Below are 16,714 nucleotides of genomic sequence, written 5' to 3'. Positions count from 1 at the left end.
GCTCGCACGTGGCGTCGGCTCCGGTGCTGACTCAGGTCCCGCCGCGGGCCTGGAGGTCGGCGAGCGCGTGCTCGGCGCCGTCGGCGTCGAGGTAGGTCCCGCCCCGCACGAGGGGCACGAGCCGGGAGCCGGGGTCCACCACGAACCGGCGCACGAGCGGCTGCCCGGTCGGGACGTTCAGGTCCACGACCTCCTCGGGCGCGAGATCGTCCACGAGCACCGAGAGCGCGCGCAGCGAGTTCCCGTGCCCGACGACGAGGAGCGAGTGGCCGAGCGCCAGCGCGGCCTCGGTCGCGGCCCAGAAGGGCCGCAGCCGCTCCACCACGTCGGCGAGCGACTCGGTGTCCGCGCGCAGGCCGGCGCGCGCGGCGTCGGGCAGGCGGAGCAGGACGTCGTCGACGGCGGCGCGGGCCGGGTGGTCGGGCGCCAGCGCGGGCGGTCGGTGCGCGAACGAGCGGCGGTAGCGCCAGTAGGCCTCCTCGCCGTGGTCCCGCCGGACGACCTCGCGCGGGGTGTCCGTGAACGCGCCGTAGTGCCGCTCGACGAGCCGCCACTCGACGTCGAGCGGCGGTGGGCCGGGCAGCGCCGCGGCGACGATCGCGGCAGTCCCGGACGCGCGCACGAGCGGCGACGTCACGACCCGCCGGGGCGCGAGCTCCGGGTGCTGCTTCGCGGCGCGCGCGAGCAGGGCGGCGGCGTGCCGCGCCTCCGCGACGCCCCGGTCCGAGAGCGGGACGTCGAGCAGACCGGTGAACCGGTCGTCCGCGTTGTAGGTGCTCTGACCGTGCCGGAGCAGGACCAGCACGCCGGGCGACGGGCGAGGCCGGGTGCCGTAGGTGGGACGAGGGCTGACCGACGACGCGGGACCGGCAGGCGCTGGAGGCACGCGGTCAGCGTAACGACGGCGGGCACCGCGCGTGAGCCGGGCCGGTCGGCCTGGTCAGACCTCGAGCAGTCCCCGCTGGTGCGCGAGGGACACCGCCTCCGCACGTCCCGACGCGCCGAGCTTCGCGAGGACGTTGGAGATGTGCACGCTCACGGTCTTGGCGGAGATGTAGAGGCGTTCGCCGATCTGCCGGTTCGTCAGTCCCTGGGCGACGAGGATCAGCACCTCCTCCTCGCGGTCCGTGAGGACGGTCGCGGTCGAGCGTCGCAGTCCCGGCAGGTCCAGGCGGGCGCGGCGGGCGAGCGAGCGGACGGCCTCGGCGAGCGGAGCGGCCCCCATCGCCTCCGCCTCCTCGAGCGCCTGCGCCGCCTCGATCTCCGCGGCGTTGCGGTCGCCGGTGGCGCACAGCGCCTCCGCCCAGCGGAACCGCGAGCGCGCCGCCTCGTAGCGGTAGCCGTAGTCGAACGCGCGCGTCGTCTCCTCCCACAGCGCGGCGTCGGTCTCGCCGGTGAGCCGAGCGTGCTCGGCGGCGGCGCGCGCGAGCCAGGCCCGCCCCTCGGGGCCGAGCGTCCCGCCGCGAGGGCGGCCGCGCTCCGCCGTCGTGACGGCCGCGTCGAGCAGGGGCCGACCGCGAGCGACGAGGCCCGCGACGGCGGCGGAGGTGTCCCCCGTCACGCGGGCGGCGTCGGCGGCGTCGGCGAGCGCCGCGAGGGCGAGCGCCGAGAGCCAGATCCGCCCGAGGAAGTAGTCGCTCCACGTGCGGCCGAGGTGCTCCACGAGCTCGACGGCGAGCTCGACCGCCTCCTCGTACCGGCCCGCCCACGTGAGCGCGTCGATCGAGCAGCCGCCGGAGATCAGCGCGATCATGCCGTCGCGGTACCAGTCGCGGCGCAGGGCCGTGCCCCGCGCGACGGCGTCCGCGTCGCCCCGCGCGACGGCGGCGTAGAGCTGCACGGCGGCGAGGGTCGGGACCCAGCTCTCCGGAACCGTCTCGCCCAGCGTGTCCGTGGGCGTGAGGTCACCGATGGCGTACCGGACGAGGTCGTCGAACAGGCGCAGCTCGACGCCGTACACGCTCCAGCCCAGACCCGTCGCCAGTGCGCGGTCCACCCCGTCGCGCACGACGTCGAGCGCCTCGGCGAGGTGGCCCGCGTAGTAGCGGTTCGCGGCGATGTTGTACCAGCAGCGCAGCTCGGTGAGGATGTCGCCGGCCTCGACGGCGCGCTCGCGCGCCTGCTCGAGGAGCACCGCCGCGCGGTCCTCGTCCTCGACCTCGAGGACCGCCATCGTCGTGAGGACGTCGGCCTCGACGTCGGGCGCGTCGACGCGGTGCGCCTCCGCGAGGGCCTCGGCGGCGACCTCTGCGGCGAGCTCGTCCTGGTCCGCGTTCATCGCCGCGCGGGCCCGCATCGCGAGCGTCCACGCGCGGTCGAGCGACGGCGGCTCCGTCGGCAGCACCGCGAGCGCCGCCGCGGTGTGCGTGAGGACCTCCTCCACCTGCTCGGTCCCGAGGAGGTAGCGGGAGAGCACGTGGCGCAGCGCGGCCTGGCGCAGGGGATCGTCGGCGGTCGCCTCGACGACCTTGCGCGCGAGCGCGACCGCGCGCTCGGGGCTCCCGGCACGGCTCGCGGCGCCCGCGGCCGCGAGGGCCACGGCGACCCGGTCCTCCCCGAGGCGCTCCGCGGCGTCCGGCACGGCCGCCCACAGGGACAGGACCTGCTCGAGGTGGCGCAGCTCCTCGGCGGGCGCGAGGACGCGCGCCGCCTTGCGGGCCGCACCGCGCGAGGCGGTGAGCGCCGCCGGGAGGTCGTGCGCGGCGAGCGCGTGGTGGGCGCGCAGCGCGGGCGACCCGAGCGTCGGGTCCTCGCTGAGGGCGCGGAGGTACGTGCGGTGCACGGTGACGCGCTCGCCGGGCAGCAGGTCGGTGGCGACGGCCTCGGCGAGGAGGGCGTGGCGGAACACGACCGTGTCGCGGCCGTCGCCGCTGGGGTCGGCCTCGATCCCCAGGACGTGGTGCGCGATCGCTTCGCGGAGCGAACGGTCGAACGCGCCGGGGTCCGCCGCGAACGCGCCGTCCTGGTCCAGGACGGCGCGCAGGAGGCGCTCGGACACCTGGCGCCCCGAGACCGACGCGGTGCGCACGAGGAGCTGGACCGGCGGGTCGAGGGTCTCGAGCCGGGCGCGCAGGACGTCGGCGAGCGACCACGGCAGCTCCTCTCCGGGCCCCGCCTCGACGAGCTCCTCGGCGAAGTAGGCGTTGCCCTCCGAGCGGGTGCGGACCGACTCGAACGCGTCCTCGCGCAACGGGTCGCCCGCGACCGCCGTCGTGAAGTCGCGCAGCTCCCCGGCCGTGAACGGCCGCAGGTCCACGTGCTCGACGCGCGGGTGGCGGCGCAGCTCGGCGAGCACCGGGCGCAGCGGGTGCCGCCGGTGCAGGTCGTCGCTGCGGTAGCTCGCGACGACCACGACGTGCTCCGACCGCAGGCGTGCGACGACGAAGCGCAGGACGTCGCGGCTCGACGGGTCGGCCCAGTGCAGGTCCTCGACGACGAGGACGAGCGGCGCGTCGGGGGTGCCGGAGGCGGCGAGCGCCGCGGCGATGCTCTCGAAGAGCTGCAGGCGCTCGCCCTGGCTCTGCTCGTCGTCGGCGGGGAGCGCGGCGTCGAGCAGGCGCGCGAGCGCGGGACGCTGCGCGACGGTCTCGTCGACGGCGTCGTGCACCGACCGCAGCGTGGTCAGCGCCTCGGTGAAGGGGAGATAGGGGAGACCGACCTCGCCGAGGTCGACGCAGTGGCTCCACACGACCGTCGCGCCCTGCTCGGCGGCGAGCTCCGTCGCGCGGGTCAGGAGGCGCGTCTTGCCGACGCCGGCGTCCGCGCCGACGAGCACGACCCCGGGCTCGCCGCGGCGCGCCCTGTCGACCGCGGCGGCGAGGCGTTCGAGCTCGTCGGCGCGGGCCACGAAGGGCGCGCGGGTGGAGGGGCGGGGCACGGAGACCATCCTCCCAGCGGGCACCCACGAGGGGCCAGGGGAATGGGGCACGTCGTGAGCGACCGGGGACGAGGCGCCGTCGGGCACGACGACGCCGCCGGCAGCGGGTGTCCCACCGGGGGTCCCACCACCGACGGCGTCGGGGTCGTCGTGCTGCCGGCGCTCGCCGGTCGCGGCGCTCACCGGGTGTGCCGGTGCCGGCGCTCCCGGAGCCAGTGCAGCAGCACGGGCTCGCCCCGCTGGTAGTCCTCGCGGAGCTTCTGCTGGTGGTACGTGAGCTCGGCCTCGAAGGCCGGGCCGAACTGCATGCCGCTCATGATCGTCCCCGTTCCCGCAGGCGCCCTGCCTGCCTGACGACAACACTCGTCCTGAGCACCCCGGGCCGGGATCGGTCGTCCGGGCAGGATCGCGTCGCGCAGGGCCTCAGACGCGCGGACCTCGGCCGGCTGAGGCGTCTGAGGTACCTCAGAAGCGCGGCTGCTGTGGCGCCGGTCACGCTTCCCGTTGCCAACGACCCGGCCTCGTCGCAGACTGGACGGTGACCGGACCCACCGTGTGGGGGTGACCTCGTGACCGACACCTACGACATGCTGCCGATGCTGGGCCGTGGCAAGCACCGCAACCCGAAGAAGGGGGCGTGCTTCATGGAGCTCGCGTCCTACCTCGCGGGCGAGCGGTGGAGCGACCATCCACGGTGCACGCACCCGCTCCTCGCGATGCTGGCCCGCGCGGTGAACGACCTCACGGTTGATCCCGAGCGGCCGAGGCTGGCACCGCTCATCCCGTCCGTCATCGGGCTGACGAGCGACGACCCGCACTGGGACGTGCGCATCGCGCTGCGTGCCGCGGTGACGGCGCTCCCGATCGCACCCGCCGAGCGCCAGCAGACGCTCGCCGTCGCGATCATCGGCGCCGAGAAGATGCTCGACGTGCTCGACCACCGCCCCGCAGGGACGATGAGCGCCGAGTCCGCCGACGCGCTCGCGACGTGCCCGCGCACCGCGCGGTGGGCGCAGAAGTTCTGCGAGGGCGCACGGCTGCGGCCGAGCCGCTTCGTGCGCGACGCCGCGCCGAGCATCATCTCCGCGGCGGTCCAGGGTGTCGCCGAGGCGTGCATCCCGAACCCCGACGAGCGTCTGCGCGACCTGCTCTCCGCGACGATCGACGACTGCCGGGCGTGGGCCGCAGCCGAGCCCGCCGCCGCGCTCGACCCCGAGTCGTGGGCTCCCGTCGTCCGGGCGGCCGGCGCCGGGGCGCGATGACCACCGACCGCGCCCCGAGCGTCAACGGGGACGGTCTCGACGACGCGGCGCTCGTCGCCGCCCTGCGGGCTGCCGTGAAGCCGGACGCCCCGCCGAGCGGCGACGGGTGCGCCGAGTGCGACCCCGCCGGTGGGTGGTGGGTGCACCTGCGCCGCTGCGCGACGTGCGGCCACGTCGGGTGCTGCGACACGTCCCCCGCCCAGCACGCGACGGCTCATTACCAGGAGAGCGGGCACCGCCTGATGCGCTCGTTCGAGCCGGGCGAGGACTGGTACTGGGACTACGGCACCGAGCAGGTCCTCGAGGGCCCGCACCTCGCGGCACCGTTGTCGCGCCCGCCTGAGCAGACGGTGCCCGGTCCCGCCGACCGTGTCCCGCCGAACTGGCGCGAGCTGATCCACCGCTGACGCGACTGCGACATCCTGCGACCGAGCCGGGTAGCACGCCATGGTTCTCGGCGAACCCGGGTTCGGCGCTGCCCGGCTCCGGTTCGACAGTCCGACCTCGCGCGTACCTGTTGTCTTTCCGTGGTGGAAGCTGTTTGATTCTGAGGAGCGGTGTTCGCATCGCGGCCGACGACGGTCGCACGCCTCGGACGACGGCTGTCCGTACCGGCACCGCGCACCACAGTGATTTCTCGATGAGGAGGACCACGGATGCATCGTCTGACAGCGGTATCACCGCCCAGGGGGAGAAGACGGTCGAGACTGCTCGCCGCTGCGCTCGCCGCCGCCCTGACCATCCCGCTCGCCGCCGTCTCGGTGTCGGCGGGCGCCCTGCCTGCCGAGACCACGGGGGACGAGCCCGCCGCGCAGGCGGAGGCGCTGCGCAACGGGCTCAAGGGCGAGTACTTCCTCTCCGGCGGCCCGGCCTGGCCGCTGACCGACCTCAAGGCCACCATCCCGGACCCGCGCATCGAGTTCCAGAACCTCGTGCCGACGTTCGCCGAGCTCACGGGCCGCGGCGAGCGCACGTCCGCGCGCTGGACCGGCACCATCACGCCCGAGTTCAGCGAGGCGTACACGTTCTCCGCGATCGGCGACAACGGGTTCCGGCTCTGGATCGACGACGAGCTCGTCATCGACCACTGGGTCGACGACTGGGACGTCGAGCAGACGGGCGCGCCGATCGAGCTCGAGGCCGGTCAGGCGTACGAGTTCCGCATGGAGATGTTCCAGAACACCGGCGGGTCGCACCTGCGGCTGCGGTGGCAGAGCCCGTCGCAGGAGCGCGAGATCGTCCCGACCGACGCCTTCGCCTACCCCGACGACTTCGTCGTCTTCCCGGCGGCGGCCGCGCTCGAGGCCGACGGCACGAGCCTCAACGTGACGTTCGAGGGTGCTGCGGGCGGCGTCGACGAGAGCCTCGTCGACCACCTCAGGGTCCAAGTGGACCAGCTCCCGTGGCCGGTCGCCGGCGTGGAGGCGCAGGGCGACGTGCTCGGCATCGACCTGGGGGCGCAGGTGGACCGCGCGTCCGCCGTCCGCCTCGTGTACGACGGCGAGGGCGACCTCACCGTGGGCGGCGAGGCCGTCGGGTCGCTCAACCTTCCCGTGGAGAACTCCTCCACGTTCCGCATCCAAACGCCGTGGGCCGACGACTTCGACCCCGAGAACCCGCTGCCCGAGTACCCGCGCCCGCAGCTGACGCGCGACGACTGGCAGAACCTCAACGGGATCTGGCAGTTCGAGGCGGCAGCGGCCGAGTCGCCTGGTGGCGCCACCGACGTCCCGACCGGCCGCGACCTCGACGAGGAGATCGTGGTCCCCTACGCCGTCGAGTCCGCGCTGTCGGGCATCGAGCGGCGCGAGAACGACATGTTCTACCGCCGCACCGTCACGGTCCCCGAGGACTGGGGCGTCGGGACGGGCAACCGCCTGCGCCTGAACTTCGGCGCGGTCGACTACACCGCGACCGTGTGGGTCAACGGCACCGAGGTCGGCACGCACCGTGGCGGCTACGACGCGTTCTCGTTCGACGTCACCGACGCGCTCGTCGAGGGCACCGAGCAGGAGGTCGTGGTCCGCGCCGTCGACACGACGGACGGCAGCAACCAGGCCGTCGGCAAGCAGACGCTCAACCCGGGCGGCATCTTCTACACCCCGACGTCGGGCATCTGGCAGACGGTGTGGATGGAGCCCGTTCCCGTCGCCGCGATCGACGACGTCGTCACGACGCCCGACATCGAGGCCGGCGTCCTCGCCGTCACGGCGCACTCGGCGTCCGCGTCCGACGGCGCGACCGTCACCGCGGTCGTCCGCGACGCCGACGGCGCCGAGGTCGGCACCGCGACGGGCGCGGCGAACGAGCAGCTCGCCGTCGAGATCCCCGACGCCCACCTGTGGACGCCGGACGACCCGTACCTGTACGACGTCGACGTCACCCTGACGGACGGCACCGGTGACGGCGCGACGACGGACACCGTCGAGTCCTACGCGGGCATGCGCTCGATCGAGGTCGCCGAGGTGGACGGCGTCAACCGCATCCTCCTCAACGGCGAGAACACCTTCCTCCTGTCGACGCTCGACCAGGGCTACTGGCCGGACGGCATCTACACGCCGGCCTCCGACGAGGCGTACGTGTTCGACATCCAGGCGCACAAGGACCTCGGGTTCAACACGCTGCGCAAGCACATCAAGGTCGAGCCCGCGCGGTTCTACCACCACGCCGACACCCTCGGCCTCATGGTCTGGCAGGACATCCCGAGCGGCTGGTTCAACAACGGCGACACCGACCCGGCGTCACGCACGTTCTGGGAGTCCGAGATGAAGGAGATCATCGACCAGCTGCGGTCGGTGCCGTCCATCGTCGGCTGGGTGACCTTCAACGAGGGCTGGGGCGAGTGGGACCTCGCCCAGACGGCCCGCATCGGGAACGAGATCGACGCCTACGACCCGAGCCGCATCCTCAACACGCACTCCGGCTACAACTGCTGCGCGTCGAAGGGCGACTCGAAGACGGGCGACATCATCGACCACCACCTGTACACCGGTCCGGCCACGCCCAAGCCGGACGCGACGCGCGCGTCGATCGACGGCGAGCACGGCGGCTTCTCGATGAGCGCCCCGGGTCACATGTGGCCGGGCGTCTCCGCCAACCCGTACGGCGGCGTCGCGAACAGCGAGGCGCTGACGGACGCGTACGTGGCGAACACCGAGAAGCTCGTGCGACCCGCGCAGTGCTACCTCTCGGGCTCGGTGTACACGGAGATCTCCGACGTGGAGAACGAGCTCAACGGCTTCTACACCTACGACCGCCGGGTCCTCAAGATGGACGCGGCGCGCGTCAAGGACGTCAACGAGCGCGTCGTCGCGGCGGCGAAGCAGGGCTCCGCGCCGGTCGACCCCGGCACCCCGGGCCTCGCCGGCACGGGACGCTGGTCGTTCGACGAGGGCACCGGCACGACCGCGGCCGACTCCGTGGGCGACCACCCGGCGTCGGGCACGGGCACCTGGGTGCCCGGGCAGGGCGGCACGGGTTCCGCCGTGAAGCTGAACGGCACGAACCAGTCGTTCGCGACGGAGGGCCCCGTGCTTGACACCACCGGCTCGTACACCGTGTCCGCGTGGGCGCAGCTCGACCGCCTGCCGGGCAGCGCGTGGGCGACGGTCGTCGGGCAGGACTCGTCGACCGGCTCCAGCGCGTTCTACCTCCAGTACGGCGGCGGCGGCCGGTTCGCCTTCTCCTACGACGGCGAGCCGCGGGCCGAGTACGTCGTCCAGCCGGTGCTCGGCGACTGGTACCACCTCGTGGGCGTCCGCGACGCGGCCAACCAGACGCTGAAGCTGTACGTCAACGGGGAGCTCGTCGGGCAGTCCGACGTCTGCGGCGGCACGACGCCGTCCGGCCCGCTGACCATCGGCCGCGGCCAGTGGGGCGGCAACCCGGTCGACTTCTGGCCGGGCACGATCGACGACGTCCGCGTCTTCGACCGCGCGCTGTCCGACGACGAGGTCGCGTCCGTGTACGCCGGCGACGACGAGGAGCCGGCGCTCGACGTCACCGTGACCGCGGAGCCGCGCTGCCTCGCGGGCACCGCGTACGTCGCGGTACGGGCGACGAACGGCGGGGACGTCCCGGTGGACGTCACGCTCGACACGCCGTTCGGCTCGAAGACCGTCTCCGACGTCCAGCCGGGGAAGAACGCGTACCAGTCGTTCGCCGTCCGGTCCACGTCGGTCGAGGCCGGGACGGCGACCGTCACCGCGAGCGGCGAGGTCGACGGCGAGGAGGTGACGACCGAGCTCGAGGCCGGGTACGCGGCGTCGTCCTGCGGCTGACCGCACCCGGCTGACCGCACCCGCGAGGTAGAACCGCAGGTCGCGAGGTAGAGCTCGAGGAGCTCTACCTCGCGACCGCGAGCTCTACCTCGCGGTGTCGTCCCCAGGCAGCGGCGGGCTCTCTCGGGTTCCGTCGGGTGTGCGTCAGGTCCGACGGCGCGACGCGTCGTCCGCGACGACCGGCAGCTCCGCGCGCAGCACCATCGAGGCGGCGCCCACGGCCGCGGCGTCGGCGACGCGCATCGAGAGCGCGACGCGGACCTCGTGGCGGGCACGGGGCAGCGCCTCGGCGTCCAGCCGCTCGCGCAGGACCGACAGGTAGATGCTGCCCGCGACCGTGAACGACGGCCCGGCTAGCACGATCGAGTCGAGGTCGAGCAGGTCCACGAGCGTGAGCACGGCGTCCGCGAGGTGGTGCGCCGACTCCTCGACGAGCGCTGTCGCGAGCGCGTCGCCGCGGACGGCCGCGGACGCGACGGCGGCGAAGTCGGTGAACGGGTCGCCGTCGTCGCTCAGCTCGACGACGGTCTCGCGCCCGGCCTCGACGGCGGCGCGCGCGGCGGCGGCGACGGCTGCGGGGGCGGCGAGCTCCTCGACCGTCGGCCCGGCCTTCCCGTCGGCGCGGTGCACGTGCAGGCGCCCGAGCGGCCCGACGTTGCCGCTCGCGCCGCGGTAGACCTGGCCGTCGAGCACGAGCCCGGCGCCGATCGACGCGCCCATGTAGACCGTGCAGTGTGCGCGCGCGTCGCCCACCGTCCCGCGCCAGAGCTCGCCCACGGCGGCCGCGGTCGCATCGTTGCCGAGGACGACGTCCAGTCCCGTCGCCCGCTCGAACGCGGCGCGCACGCCGTGACCGACCCAGCCGGGCAGGCTGCGCGAGTGCAGCAGCGACCCCTGCTCGAGGTCGAGCGTGCCGGGCAGCACGAGCCCCACGCCCACGACCGACGACGGCGCCACCTCGCCCGCGCGCAGCAGCGCGAGGACCTGCGCGGACAGCCGCTCGACGACGGCGTCCGGGTCGTCCGCGCGCGCCCCGCGCACCCGTTGGCGTGCGACGAGCGCGCCCGCGGCGTCGACCACGACGGCCACCGCCCAGTCGGCGCCGACCTGGACCCCCACGGCGCAGCGCGACCGCGGGGCAACGGCCAGCATGACGCGCGGCTTGCCGCCGGTCCACGCCCGCTCGCCCGTCTCGACGACGAGGCCTTCGTCGAGGAGTGCGCGCACCGCGTGAGTCACCGTCGCCTGCGTGAAACCCGTGGTCTCGGCGACCTCGACGCGGCTGATGGGGCCGAGGCGCCGGATCGTGTCGAGCACCGTGGAACGGCTCGTCCGCGCACCCGTTCGGGGCGCACGCCCAGGGACCTCCACGGGACGACGGTACCCGGCAGGCTGTCGGGCGGCATACTTGCGCCATGGAGCAGCCTGCAGCTCCCGGTCGCTCGACGTTGCGCGCCGGGATCGTCCAGCACCGGTCCTCCGACTCGCACGACCTCGACCCGTTCTACGACCACGTGCTCGCAGGGCTGGAGGAGACGCTCGACGCGCACGGCGCGAGCGTGTTCGTGCTGTTCGAGGAGTCGGCCGACGCGGAGCTCGAGGTGTACCGGCGGTGGGCGGACCAGGCGCTCGTCGACGCGGTCGTGCTCACCGACCTCGTCGACGGCGACGAGCGGGTCGCGGCGTGCCGGCGTGCGGGGCTGCCCGCGTACGCCCTGTGCCCGGCCCCGCCGGCCGACGTGCCCGCCGTCGTGGTGGACGACGCCGACGCGATGCGCCGGGCGATCGACTATCTCGCCGGCCTCGGTCACCGGCACGTGGCCCGGGTCAGCGGACCCTCGCACCTCCTGCACACGCGGGCGCGGACCGTGGCGTTCGACGAGGTCGTCACGGCACGGGGTCTGCGCGGCACGACCGTCGTGGGGAGCTACGGGACGGCGTCCGGCGCTGATGCGACCCGGACGCTCCTGGACGCGGACGACCCGCCGACCGCGATCGTCTACGACGACGACCTCATGGCGGTGGGCGGGCTCCGGGTCGCTCGTGCGCTGGGTCGGTCGGTGCCCGGCGACGTGTCGCTGCTCGCGTGGGACGACTCGGCGCACTGCCGCCTCGCCGACCCGCCGCTCTCCGCGGTGAGCCGCGACGTGCGCGGCCTGGGCGCGGAGCTCGGCGCGCTGCTGCTGCGGACGACCACGGGCGACGTCGCGGACGTGCTCCGCGCTCCTGCTGCGCGCGTCGTCGAACGGGGGAGCACGGGGCCGGTCCCGACGGCCTGATCAGGCCACCCGGCGCGTGCGGCATGGTCGGAGGTCGGCCTCGGGCCGGCACCCTGCCTCGGCGGACGTCCCGGGGCGCCACGAGGTGGCGTCACCTCCGACACCATGATGGACGCATCTGATGTCAGAAACCCTTGCGCTGGTGTCGCAGTGGTGTCATAGTGGAGTCATGGACCTGACCCGATATGTCGACGAGCTGCAGCACCAGCTCTCCACCGCCGCTGCGGCCGGGGGAGACGAGGCGCGTGAGCTCGCCGCCCGGCTGACCGCCCCGCTCGACGCGGCTGCCCGTCTCGTGCTCCTCGAAGCCCTCTCCGACGCCGCGGGGGAGATCTCCGCGGAGCTGGCGCCCGGCTCCGTGGACGTCCGCCTCCGCGGCGGTGCCCCCGAGTTCGTCGTCAGCGCTCCCGCCGCCCCGGCTGTACCGACCGCCACCTTCGCCCCGGTCGCCGACGCGGCCGCGACACCCGCGCCCCCGACCGTCGACACCGAGGGCGCCGCGACCACCCGCACCACCCTCCGCCTCCCCGACCACCTCAAGACGCAGGCCGAGACCGCCGCCGCGCGTGACGGCGTCTCGGTCAACACCTGGCTCGTCCGTGCGGTCGCAGCCGCCCTCGAGCAGACCTCGGGTCGGCCCGCGACCGCAAGCAGCTCCCTGCAGCGCGGCACCGGCCGCGTCACCGGCTGGGTGCGCTGACACCTGCGCTGACATCGGCGCTGACACCTACGTCGGCAGTCCGCCGACGTTCTGAACCACCACACCTGACACCACCCCGACACCACCGATGGAGCTTCGCCATGCCCACTTTCCCCGCCCCCCACCCCGTCCCGGTCGTCGTGGACGTGCCCTTCGCCAACCTGCACGTCGTCGCAGGGGAGCGCGACGACGTCGTCGTCACCGTGCTGCCGACCACCTCCAAGCCCGGCAGCGTGCGTGCCGCCGAGGAGGTGCGCGTCGACCGCGACGGGGACGCCGTGACGATCACGTACCCCGGGTCCTGGAAGCAGTTCGTGCTGCCGTTCGCGTCCGGCACCGCGAACATCACCGTCGAGGTGCCCGCCGGCTCGCGGCTGCGCGGCAAGACCGGCTCGCTCTACGCCGAGGGCCCGCTCGACGCCGTCGACATGACGCTCTCCGCGGGCAACGTCCGGGTGGGCGACGTCGACCGGCTCGACCTCAAGGTCGCCGCCGGCTCGGTCGCCGCGGGCCGCATCACCGAGACGCTGGACGTCAAGGTGAGCGCCGGATCGGTCGTCGTCGACGAGATCGCCGGCAGCGGCACGATCCGCGCGAGCAACGGGACCACCACGGTGGGAGTCGTCACCGGTTCCCTGGAGGTGCAGGGCGCCCACGCCGACATCGCCGTGAGCCGCGTGCGCGGCACCGTGACCGCCAAGTCCGCCCACGCCGGCATCCGGGTCACCAGCCTCGAGTCCGGCGCCGTGACGCTCTCCTCCTCCTACGGCTCGATCGAGGTGGGCGTGCCCGAGGGCACCGCGGCGTACCTCGACGTCTCGTCGGAGAACGGCACCGTCCGCAACCTGCTGACCCCCACCGAGGGGCCGGTCGACGACGAGGCCACCGCAGAGATCCACGCGAGCACCGGCTACGGCGACGTCGTCGTCCGCCGGCCCTGACACGACCCCACGAAACGGAGACCGGACATGACCACCCCTCAGTCCTCTGCACCCGCGATCAGGGTGCAGGGCATCCAGAAGTCCTTCCAGGACCTGCACGTGCTGCGCGGCGTCGACCTGGACGTCCAGGCGGGAAGCATCTTCGCGCTGCTGGGCTCGAACGGCGCCGGGAAGACCACGCTCGTGCGGATCCTGTCGACCCTGCTCAAGGCCGACGCGGGCACCGCGACGGTCCACGGGTTCGACGTCGCCACGCAGCCCGGCGACGTACGGGAGGCGATCAGCCTCACGGGGCAGTTCGCCGCGGTCGACGAGATCCTCACCGGCCGGGAGAACCTCGTGCTGGTAGCCCGGCTGCGCCACCTGCCCGACCCCGGCGCGATCGCGGACGACCTGCTCGCGCGGTTCTCGCTCACCGACGCGGGAAGCCGTCGGGCCGGCACCTACTCGGGGGGCATGCGCCGCCGGTTGGACATCGCGATGAGCCTGATCGGCGACCCGCCGGTGATCTTCCTCGACGAGCCCACCACCGGCCTCGACCCGCAGGCCCGGATCGAGGTCTGGGACACCGTCAAGCAGCTCGCTCAGGGCGGCACGACCGTGCTGCTGACCACCCAGTACCTCGACGAGGCCGAGCAGCTCGCCGACCGGATCGCGATCCTGCACCAGGGCACGATCATCCAGAACGGCACGCTCGCCGAGCTCAAGGCGCTCCTGCCCGCGGCCGAGGTCGAGTACGTCGCCAAGCAGCCCTCCCTCGAGGACGTGTTCCTCTCCCTCGTCGGCGCGACCGGCACCGCCCAGCCCACCTCCGCCACCACGGCCGGCACAGACAAGGAAGCACGATGACCACCCACGTCCTCACCGACACCGGCGTCCTGACCGGCCGCTCACTGCGCCACATCTCGCGCAGCCCCGACACGATCATCACCACCGCCGTCACCCCGACCGCGCTCATGCTGCTGTTCGTCTACGTGCTCGGCGGCGCGATCGACACCGGTTCCGACGGGTCCTACATCGACTACATGCTCCCCGGCATCCTGCTCATCACCATCGCCTCCGGCGTCGCGTACACCGCCTACCGGCTGTTCCTCGACATGCAGGGCGGCATCTTCGAACGGTTCCAGTCGATGCCCATCACCCGCTCGTCCGTCCTGTGGGCGCACGTGCTCACGTCCCTGGTCGCGAACCTCGCGTCGATCGCGATCGTCGTCGCCGTCGCGTTCCTCATGGGCTTCCGCACCGGCGCGTCCGTCGGCGCCTGGCTCGCCGTCGTCGCCATCCTCGTCCTGTTCACCCTCGCCCTGACGTGGCTCGCCGTGATCGCCGGACTCTCGGCGAAGACGGTCGACGGGGCGAGCGCGTTCAGCTACCCCCTGATCTTCCTGCCGTTCATCAGCTCGGCGTTCGTCCCCACCGACACCATGCCCGCCCCCGTCGCCTGGTTCGCCGAGAACCAGCCCGTCACCGCCATCGTCGACACCCTGCGCGCCCTGTTCGGCCAGGAGCCGGTCGGTACCGACATCTGGATCGCCCTCGCCTGGCTGGTGGGGATCCTCGTCGCCGCCTACGCCGGTGCCGTGGTCATCTACCGCCGCAAGGTCAGCTGACCCCGCGCACCTGCACCGACCACCCCCACCGCACACGCCCACGGCGTCGTGCGGTGCGGTCGTTCCCCCGAAGACGCGGCCCGGTCCCGAGCGCGGCGTCTCGCCTGACGCAGTGGTCAGGGGCGCATGCCGCCGAGCGCGGTCGTGACGAGCCGGTCGACGTACTCGTCCGTCAGGGGTCCGCTGCGCTGGAGCCACCGGTTGAGCACCGGGCCCCAGATCAGGTCGACGGCGAGGTCGAGGTCGAGGTCGTCCGCGAGCTGGCCTGCTTCCTGGGCGCTGCGCAGGCGTTGCCGCTTCGCCTCCTTCAGCGGCCCGTCGAGCCGCTCGTGGTAGGCGTCGGCCAGCGCGCCGTCGTGCGCGACCTCGGTCGCCAGGGCCCGCATCGGCCGGTCGAGGCGCGGATCGTTCAGCTCCGCGACCGTGGCGCGCAGGACGAGCCGCAGGTCGGCGTCGAGGTCGCCGGTGTCCGGGAGGGTGGGCGGCTCGCCGTCGCCGCTCTCGCTGAGCAGCAGGAACGCGTCGAGGAGCACCGCGGCCTTGGAGGGCCACCACCGGTAGATGGTCTGCTTGCCGACGCCGGCCCGTGCGGCGATGCGCTCGATGCTGAGCTGGGGGTAGGGCATCTCCTGGAGGAGGTCGAACGCGGCGGTGAGCACCGCGCGACGCGACGTCTCGCTCCGGCGGGCGGGGTCTGGCTTCGACATGGAACTACTCTACGTGAACGAGACGGAACGTCTCGTCTTGACCTCTGGGTTGGCCGGGGGTAGCGTCTCGCACTAACGAGACGGACCGTCTCGTCTCATCGACCGAGGAGCTACCGTGCGACCGTCTCCCCTCACACCCCGTACCTGGTTCATCACCGGCGCGAGCCGCGGCCTGGGCCGTGCGCTCGCCGTCGCCGCGCTCGAGCGCGGCGACCGCGTCGTGGCCGCCTCACGGACCGCCACCGCCGACGCCTTCGACCCGGCCCACCGCGAGCGCGTCCTGGCGCTGCCGCTCGACGTGACCGACCGGGACGCGGTCGTCACGGCCGTGGCGGCCGCCGTCGAGCACTTCGGACGGCTCGACGTCGTGGTCAACAACGCCGGCACCCTGTCCATGGGCATGGTCGAGGAGTTCACCGAGGGCGAGGCGAGGGCCCAGCTCGAGGTCAACCTCTTCGGAGCGCTCTGGGTCACCCAGGCCGTGCTCCCGCACCTGCGTCGTCAGGGGTCGGGCCACCTCCTGCAGGTGTCGAGCATCGCCGCCCTCGGCGGCTTCGCGAGCACGGGCCTGTACAGCGCGAGCAAGTTCGCGCTCGAGGGCCTGAGCGAGGCGGTGGCCTCGGAGGCGGCGTCGTTCGGGGCCAAGGTCACGATCGTCCAGCCCGGCGGCTACTGGACCGACCTGTACTCGAGCATGGCGTCGACGACGCCGCTCGAGGCCTATGCGCCGCTGCGCGCCGAGCTGGAGCGCCAGTGGGCGGAGGGCTCGGCGGACAGCGACCCGCGCCTGGCCGCCGAGGCGATGCTCACCGTCGTCGACAGCGACGACCCGCCGCTGCGGCTCCTGCTCGGCAGCATGGTCTACGACCTGGCGCTCGACGTCTCGCGCCGACGCCTGGACACCTGGGCGGCGTGGGAGGCGGTCAGCCGGGCCGCGGAGCACGCGGTCGACGCCCCGGCCGTCGCCGCCGGCTGACCCGGGCCACGGTCACCCGCGGCGGGTGAGGCTCGGGCGACCGGCTCCTGTGACCGTGGAGCCGAGCGCCCTGAGAGGAGCC

General features: G+C 73.8%; 14 protein-coding genes. 9 read left to right on the top strand and 5 right to left on the bottom strand.

Annotated elements, in window-relative coordinates; genetic code table 11:
- Positions 1–31: 31 nt before the first annotated feature.
- From ACZCLJ_RS12515 to ACZCLJ_RS12505, 3 genes are all read right to left on the bottom strand, one after another.
- The gene (locus ACZCLJ_RS12515) at positions 32–886 is read right to left on the bottom strand and encodes a 2,3-bisphosphoglycerate-dependent phosphoglycerate mutase (protein ID WP_463103931.1); all 855 of its coding nucleotides are present in this window, start codon (positions 884–886) and stop codon (positions 32–34) included.
- A 54-nt stretch (positions 887–940) separates the two neighbouring features.
- Positions 941–3,877 (bottom strand): helix-turn-helix transcriptional regulator, encoded by a 2,937-nt coding sequence (locus tag ACZCLJ_RS12510; protein WP_463103930.1) that lies wholly within the window; start codon positions 3,875–3,877, stop codon positions 941–943.
- 179 nt (positions 3,878–4,056) lie between these two features.
- On the bottom strand, positions 4,057–4,194 hold the full coding sequence (locus tag ACZCLJ_RS12505; RefSeq protein WP_251151953.1) for a hypothetical protein: 138 nt from the start codon (positions 4,192–4,194) through the stop codon (positions 4,057–4,059).
- A 252-nt stretch (positions 4,195–4,446) separates the two neighbouring features.
- On the opposite strand from ACZCLJ_RS12505, the gene ACZCLJ_RS12500 reads away from it, so the two are divergent.
- The 3 genes from ACZCLJ_RS12500 (at position 4,447) to ACZCLJ_RS12490 (ending at position 9,419) form a co-directional block, all read left to right on the top strand.
- Positions 4,447–5,139, top strand: a complete 693-nt coding sequence (locus tag ACZCLJ_RS12500; protein WP_463103929.1) for a hypothetical protein — start codon at positions 4,447–4,449, stop codon at positions 5,137–5,139.
- Positions 5,136–5,546 carry a UBP-type zinc finger domain-containing protein gene (locus tag ACZCLJ_RS12495; protein WP_463103928.1) on the top strand — a complete coding sequence of 137 codons (411 nt, stop codon included), beginning with the start codon at positions 5,136–5,138 and terminating at the stop codon, positions 5,544–5,546. The genes ACZCLJ_RS12500 and ACZCLJ_RS12495 overlap by 4 nt, the downstream gene beginning before the upstream one ends.
- Positions 5,547–5,795: 249 nt before the next feature.
- Positions 5,796–9,419, top strand: coding sequence for a LamG-like jellyroll fold domain-containing protein (locus ACZCLJ_RS12490; protein WP_463103927.1), 3,624 nt, complete (start codon positions 5,796–5,798; stop codon positions 9,417–9,419).
- Positions 9,420–9,563: 144 nt separating this feature from the next.
- On the opposite strand, the gene ACZCLJ_RS12485 is transcribed toward ACZCLJ_RS12490, so the two are convergent.
- Positions 9,564–10,790, bottom strand: coding sequence for an ROK family transcriptional regulator (locus tag ACZCLJ_RS12485; RefSeq protein WP_463103926.1), 1,227 nt, complete (start codon positions 10,788–10,790; stop codon positions 9,564–9,566).
- A gap of 44 nt (positions 10,791–10,834) precedes the next feature.
- On the opposite strand from ACZCLJ_RS12485, the gene ACZCLJ_RS12480 reads away from it, so the two are divergent.
- The 5 genes from ACZCLJ_RS12480 to ACZCLJ_RS12460 all read left to right on the top strand — a co-directional run bounded on the left by ACZCLJ_RS12480 (position 10,835) and on the right by ACZCLJ_RS12460 (position 14,949).
- Positions 10,835–11,698, top strand: coding sequence for a LacI family DNA-binding transcriptional regulator (locus ACZCLJ_RS12480; RefSeq protein ID WP_463103925.1), 864 nt, complete (start codon positions 10,835–10,837; stop codon positions 11,696–11,698).
- A 169-nt stretch (positions 11,699–11,867) separates the two neighbouring features.
- Entirely contained in the window at positions 11,868–12,398 is a 531-nt protein-coding gene (locus ACZCLJ_RS12475) for a histidine kinase (protein ID WP_463103924.1), read from the top strand.
- 101 nt (positions 12,399–12,499) lie between these two features.
- Positions 12,500–13,339 (top strand): DUF4097 family beta strand repeat-containing protein, encoded by an 840-nt coding sequence (locus ACZCLJ_RS12470; RefSeq protein WP_463103923.1) that lies wholly within the window; start codon positions 12,500–12,502, stop codon positions 13,337–13,339.
- A 27-nt stretch (positions 13,340–13,366) separates the two neighbouring features.
- Positions 13,367–14,188: an ABC transporter ATP-binding protein gene (locus ACZCLJ_RS12465; protein ID WP_463103922.1), complete on the top strand. Its 822-nt coding sequence runs from the start codon at positions 13,367–13,369 to the stop codon at positions 14,186–14,188.
- Positions 14,185–14,949, top strand: coding sequence for an ABC transporter permease (locus tag ACZCLJ_RS12460; protein WP_463103921.1), 765 nt, complete (start codon positions 14,185–14,187; stop codon positions 14,947–14,949). Before ACZCLJ_RS12465 ends, ACZCLJ_RS12460 begins: the two co-directional genes overlap by 4 nt.
- A 116-nt stretch (positions 14,950–15,065) precedes the next feature.
- On the opposite strand, the gene ACZCLJ_RS12455 is transcribed toward ACZCLJ_RS12460, so the two are convergent.
- Positions 15,066–15,656 carry a TetR/AcrR family transcriptional regulator gene (locus tag ACZCLJ_RS12455; RefSeq protein ID WP_251151965.1) on the bottom strand — a complete coding sequence of 197 codons (591 nt, stop codon included), beginning with the start codon at positions 15,654–15,656 and terminating at the stop codon, positions 15,066–15,068.
- A 115-nt stretch (positions 15,657–15,771) separates the two neighbouring features.
- Between ACZCLJ_RS12455 and ACZCLJ_RS12450 the strand changes: the two genes are divergently transcribed.
- Positions 15,772–16,632, top strand: a complete 861-nt coding sequence (locus ACZCLJ_RS12450; protein ID WP_251151966.1) for an SDR family NAD(P)-dependent oxidoreductase — start codon at positions 15,772–15,774, stop codon at positions 16,630–16,632.
- Positions 16,633–16,714 lie beyond the last annotated feature (82 nt).

The sequence above is a fragment of the Cellulosimicrobium sp. So1_17 genome (assembly GCF_055181235.1).
This window is presented reverse-complemented; position numbering and strand designations above follow the sequence as displayed.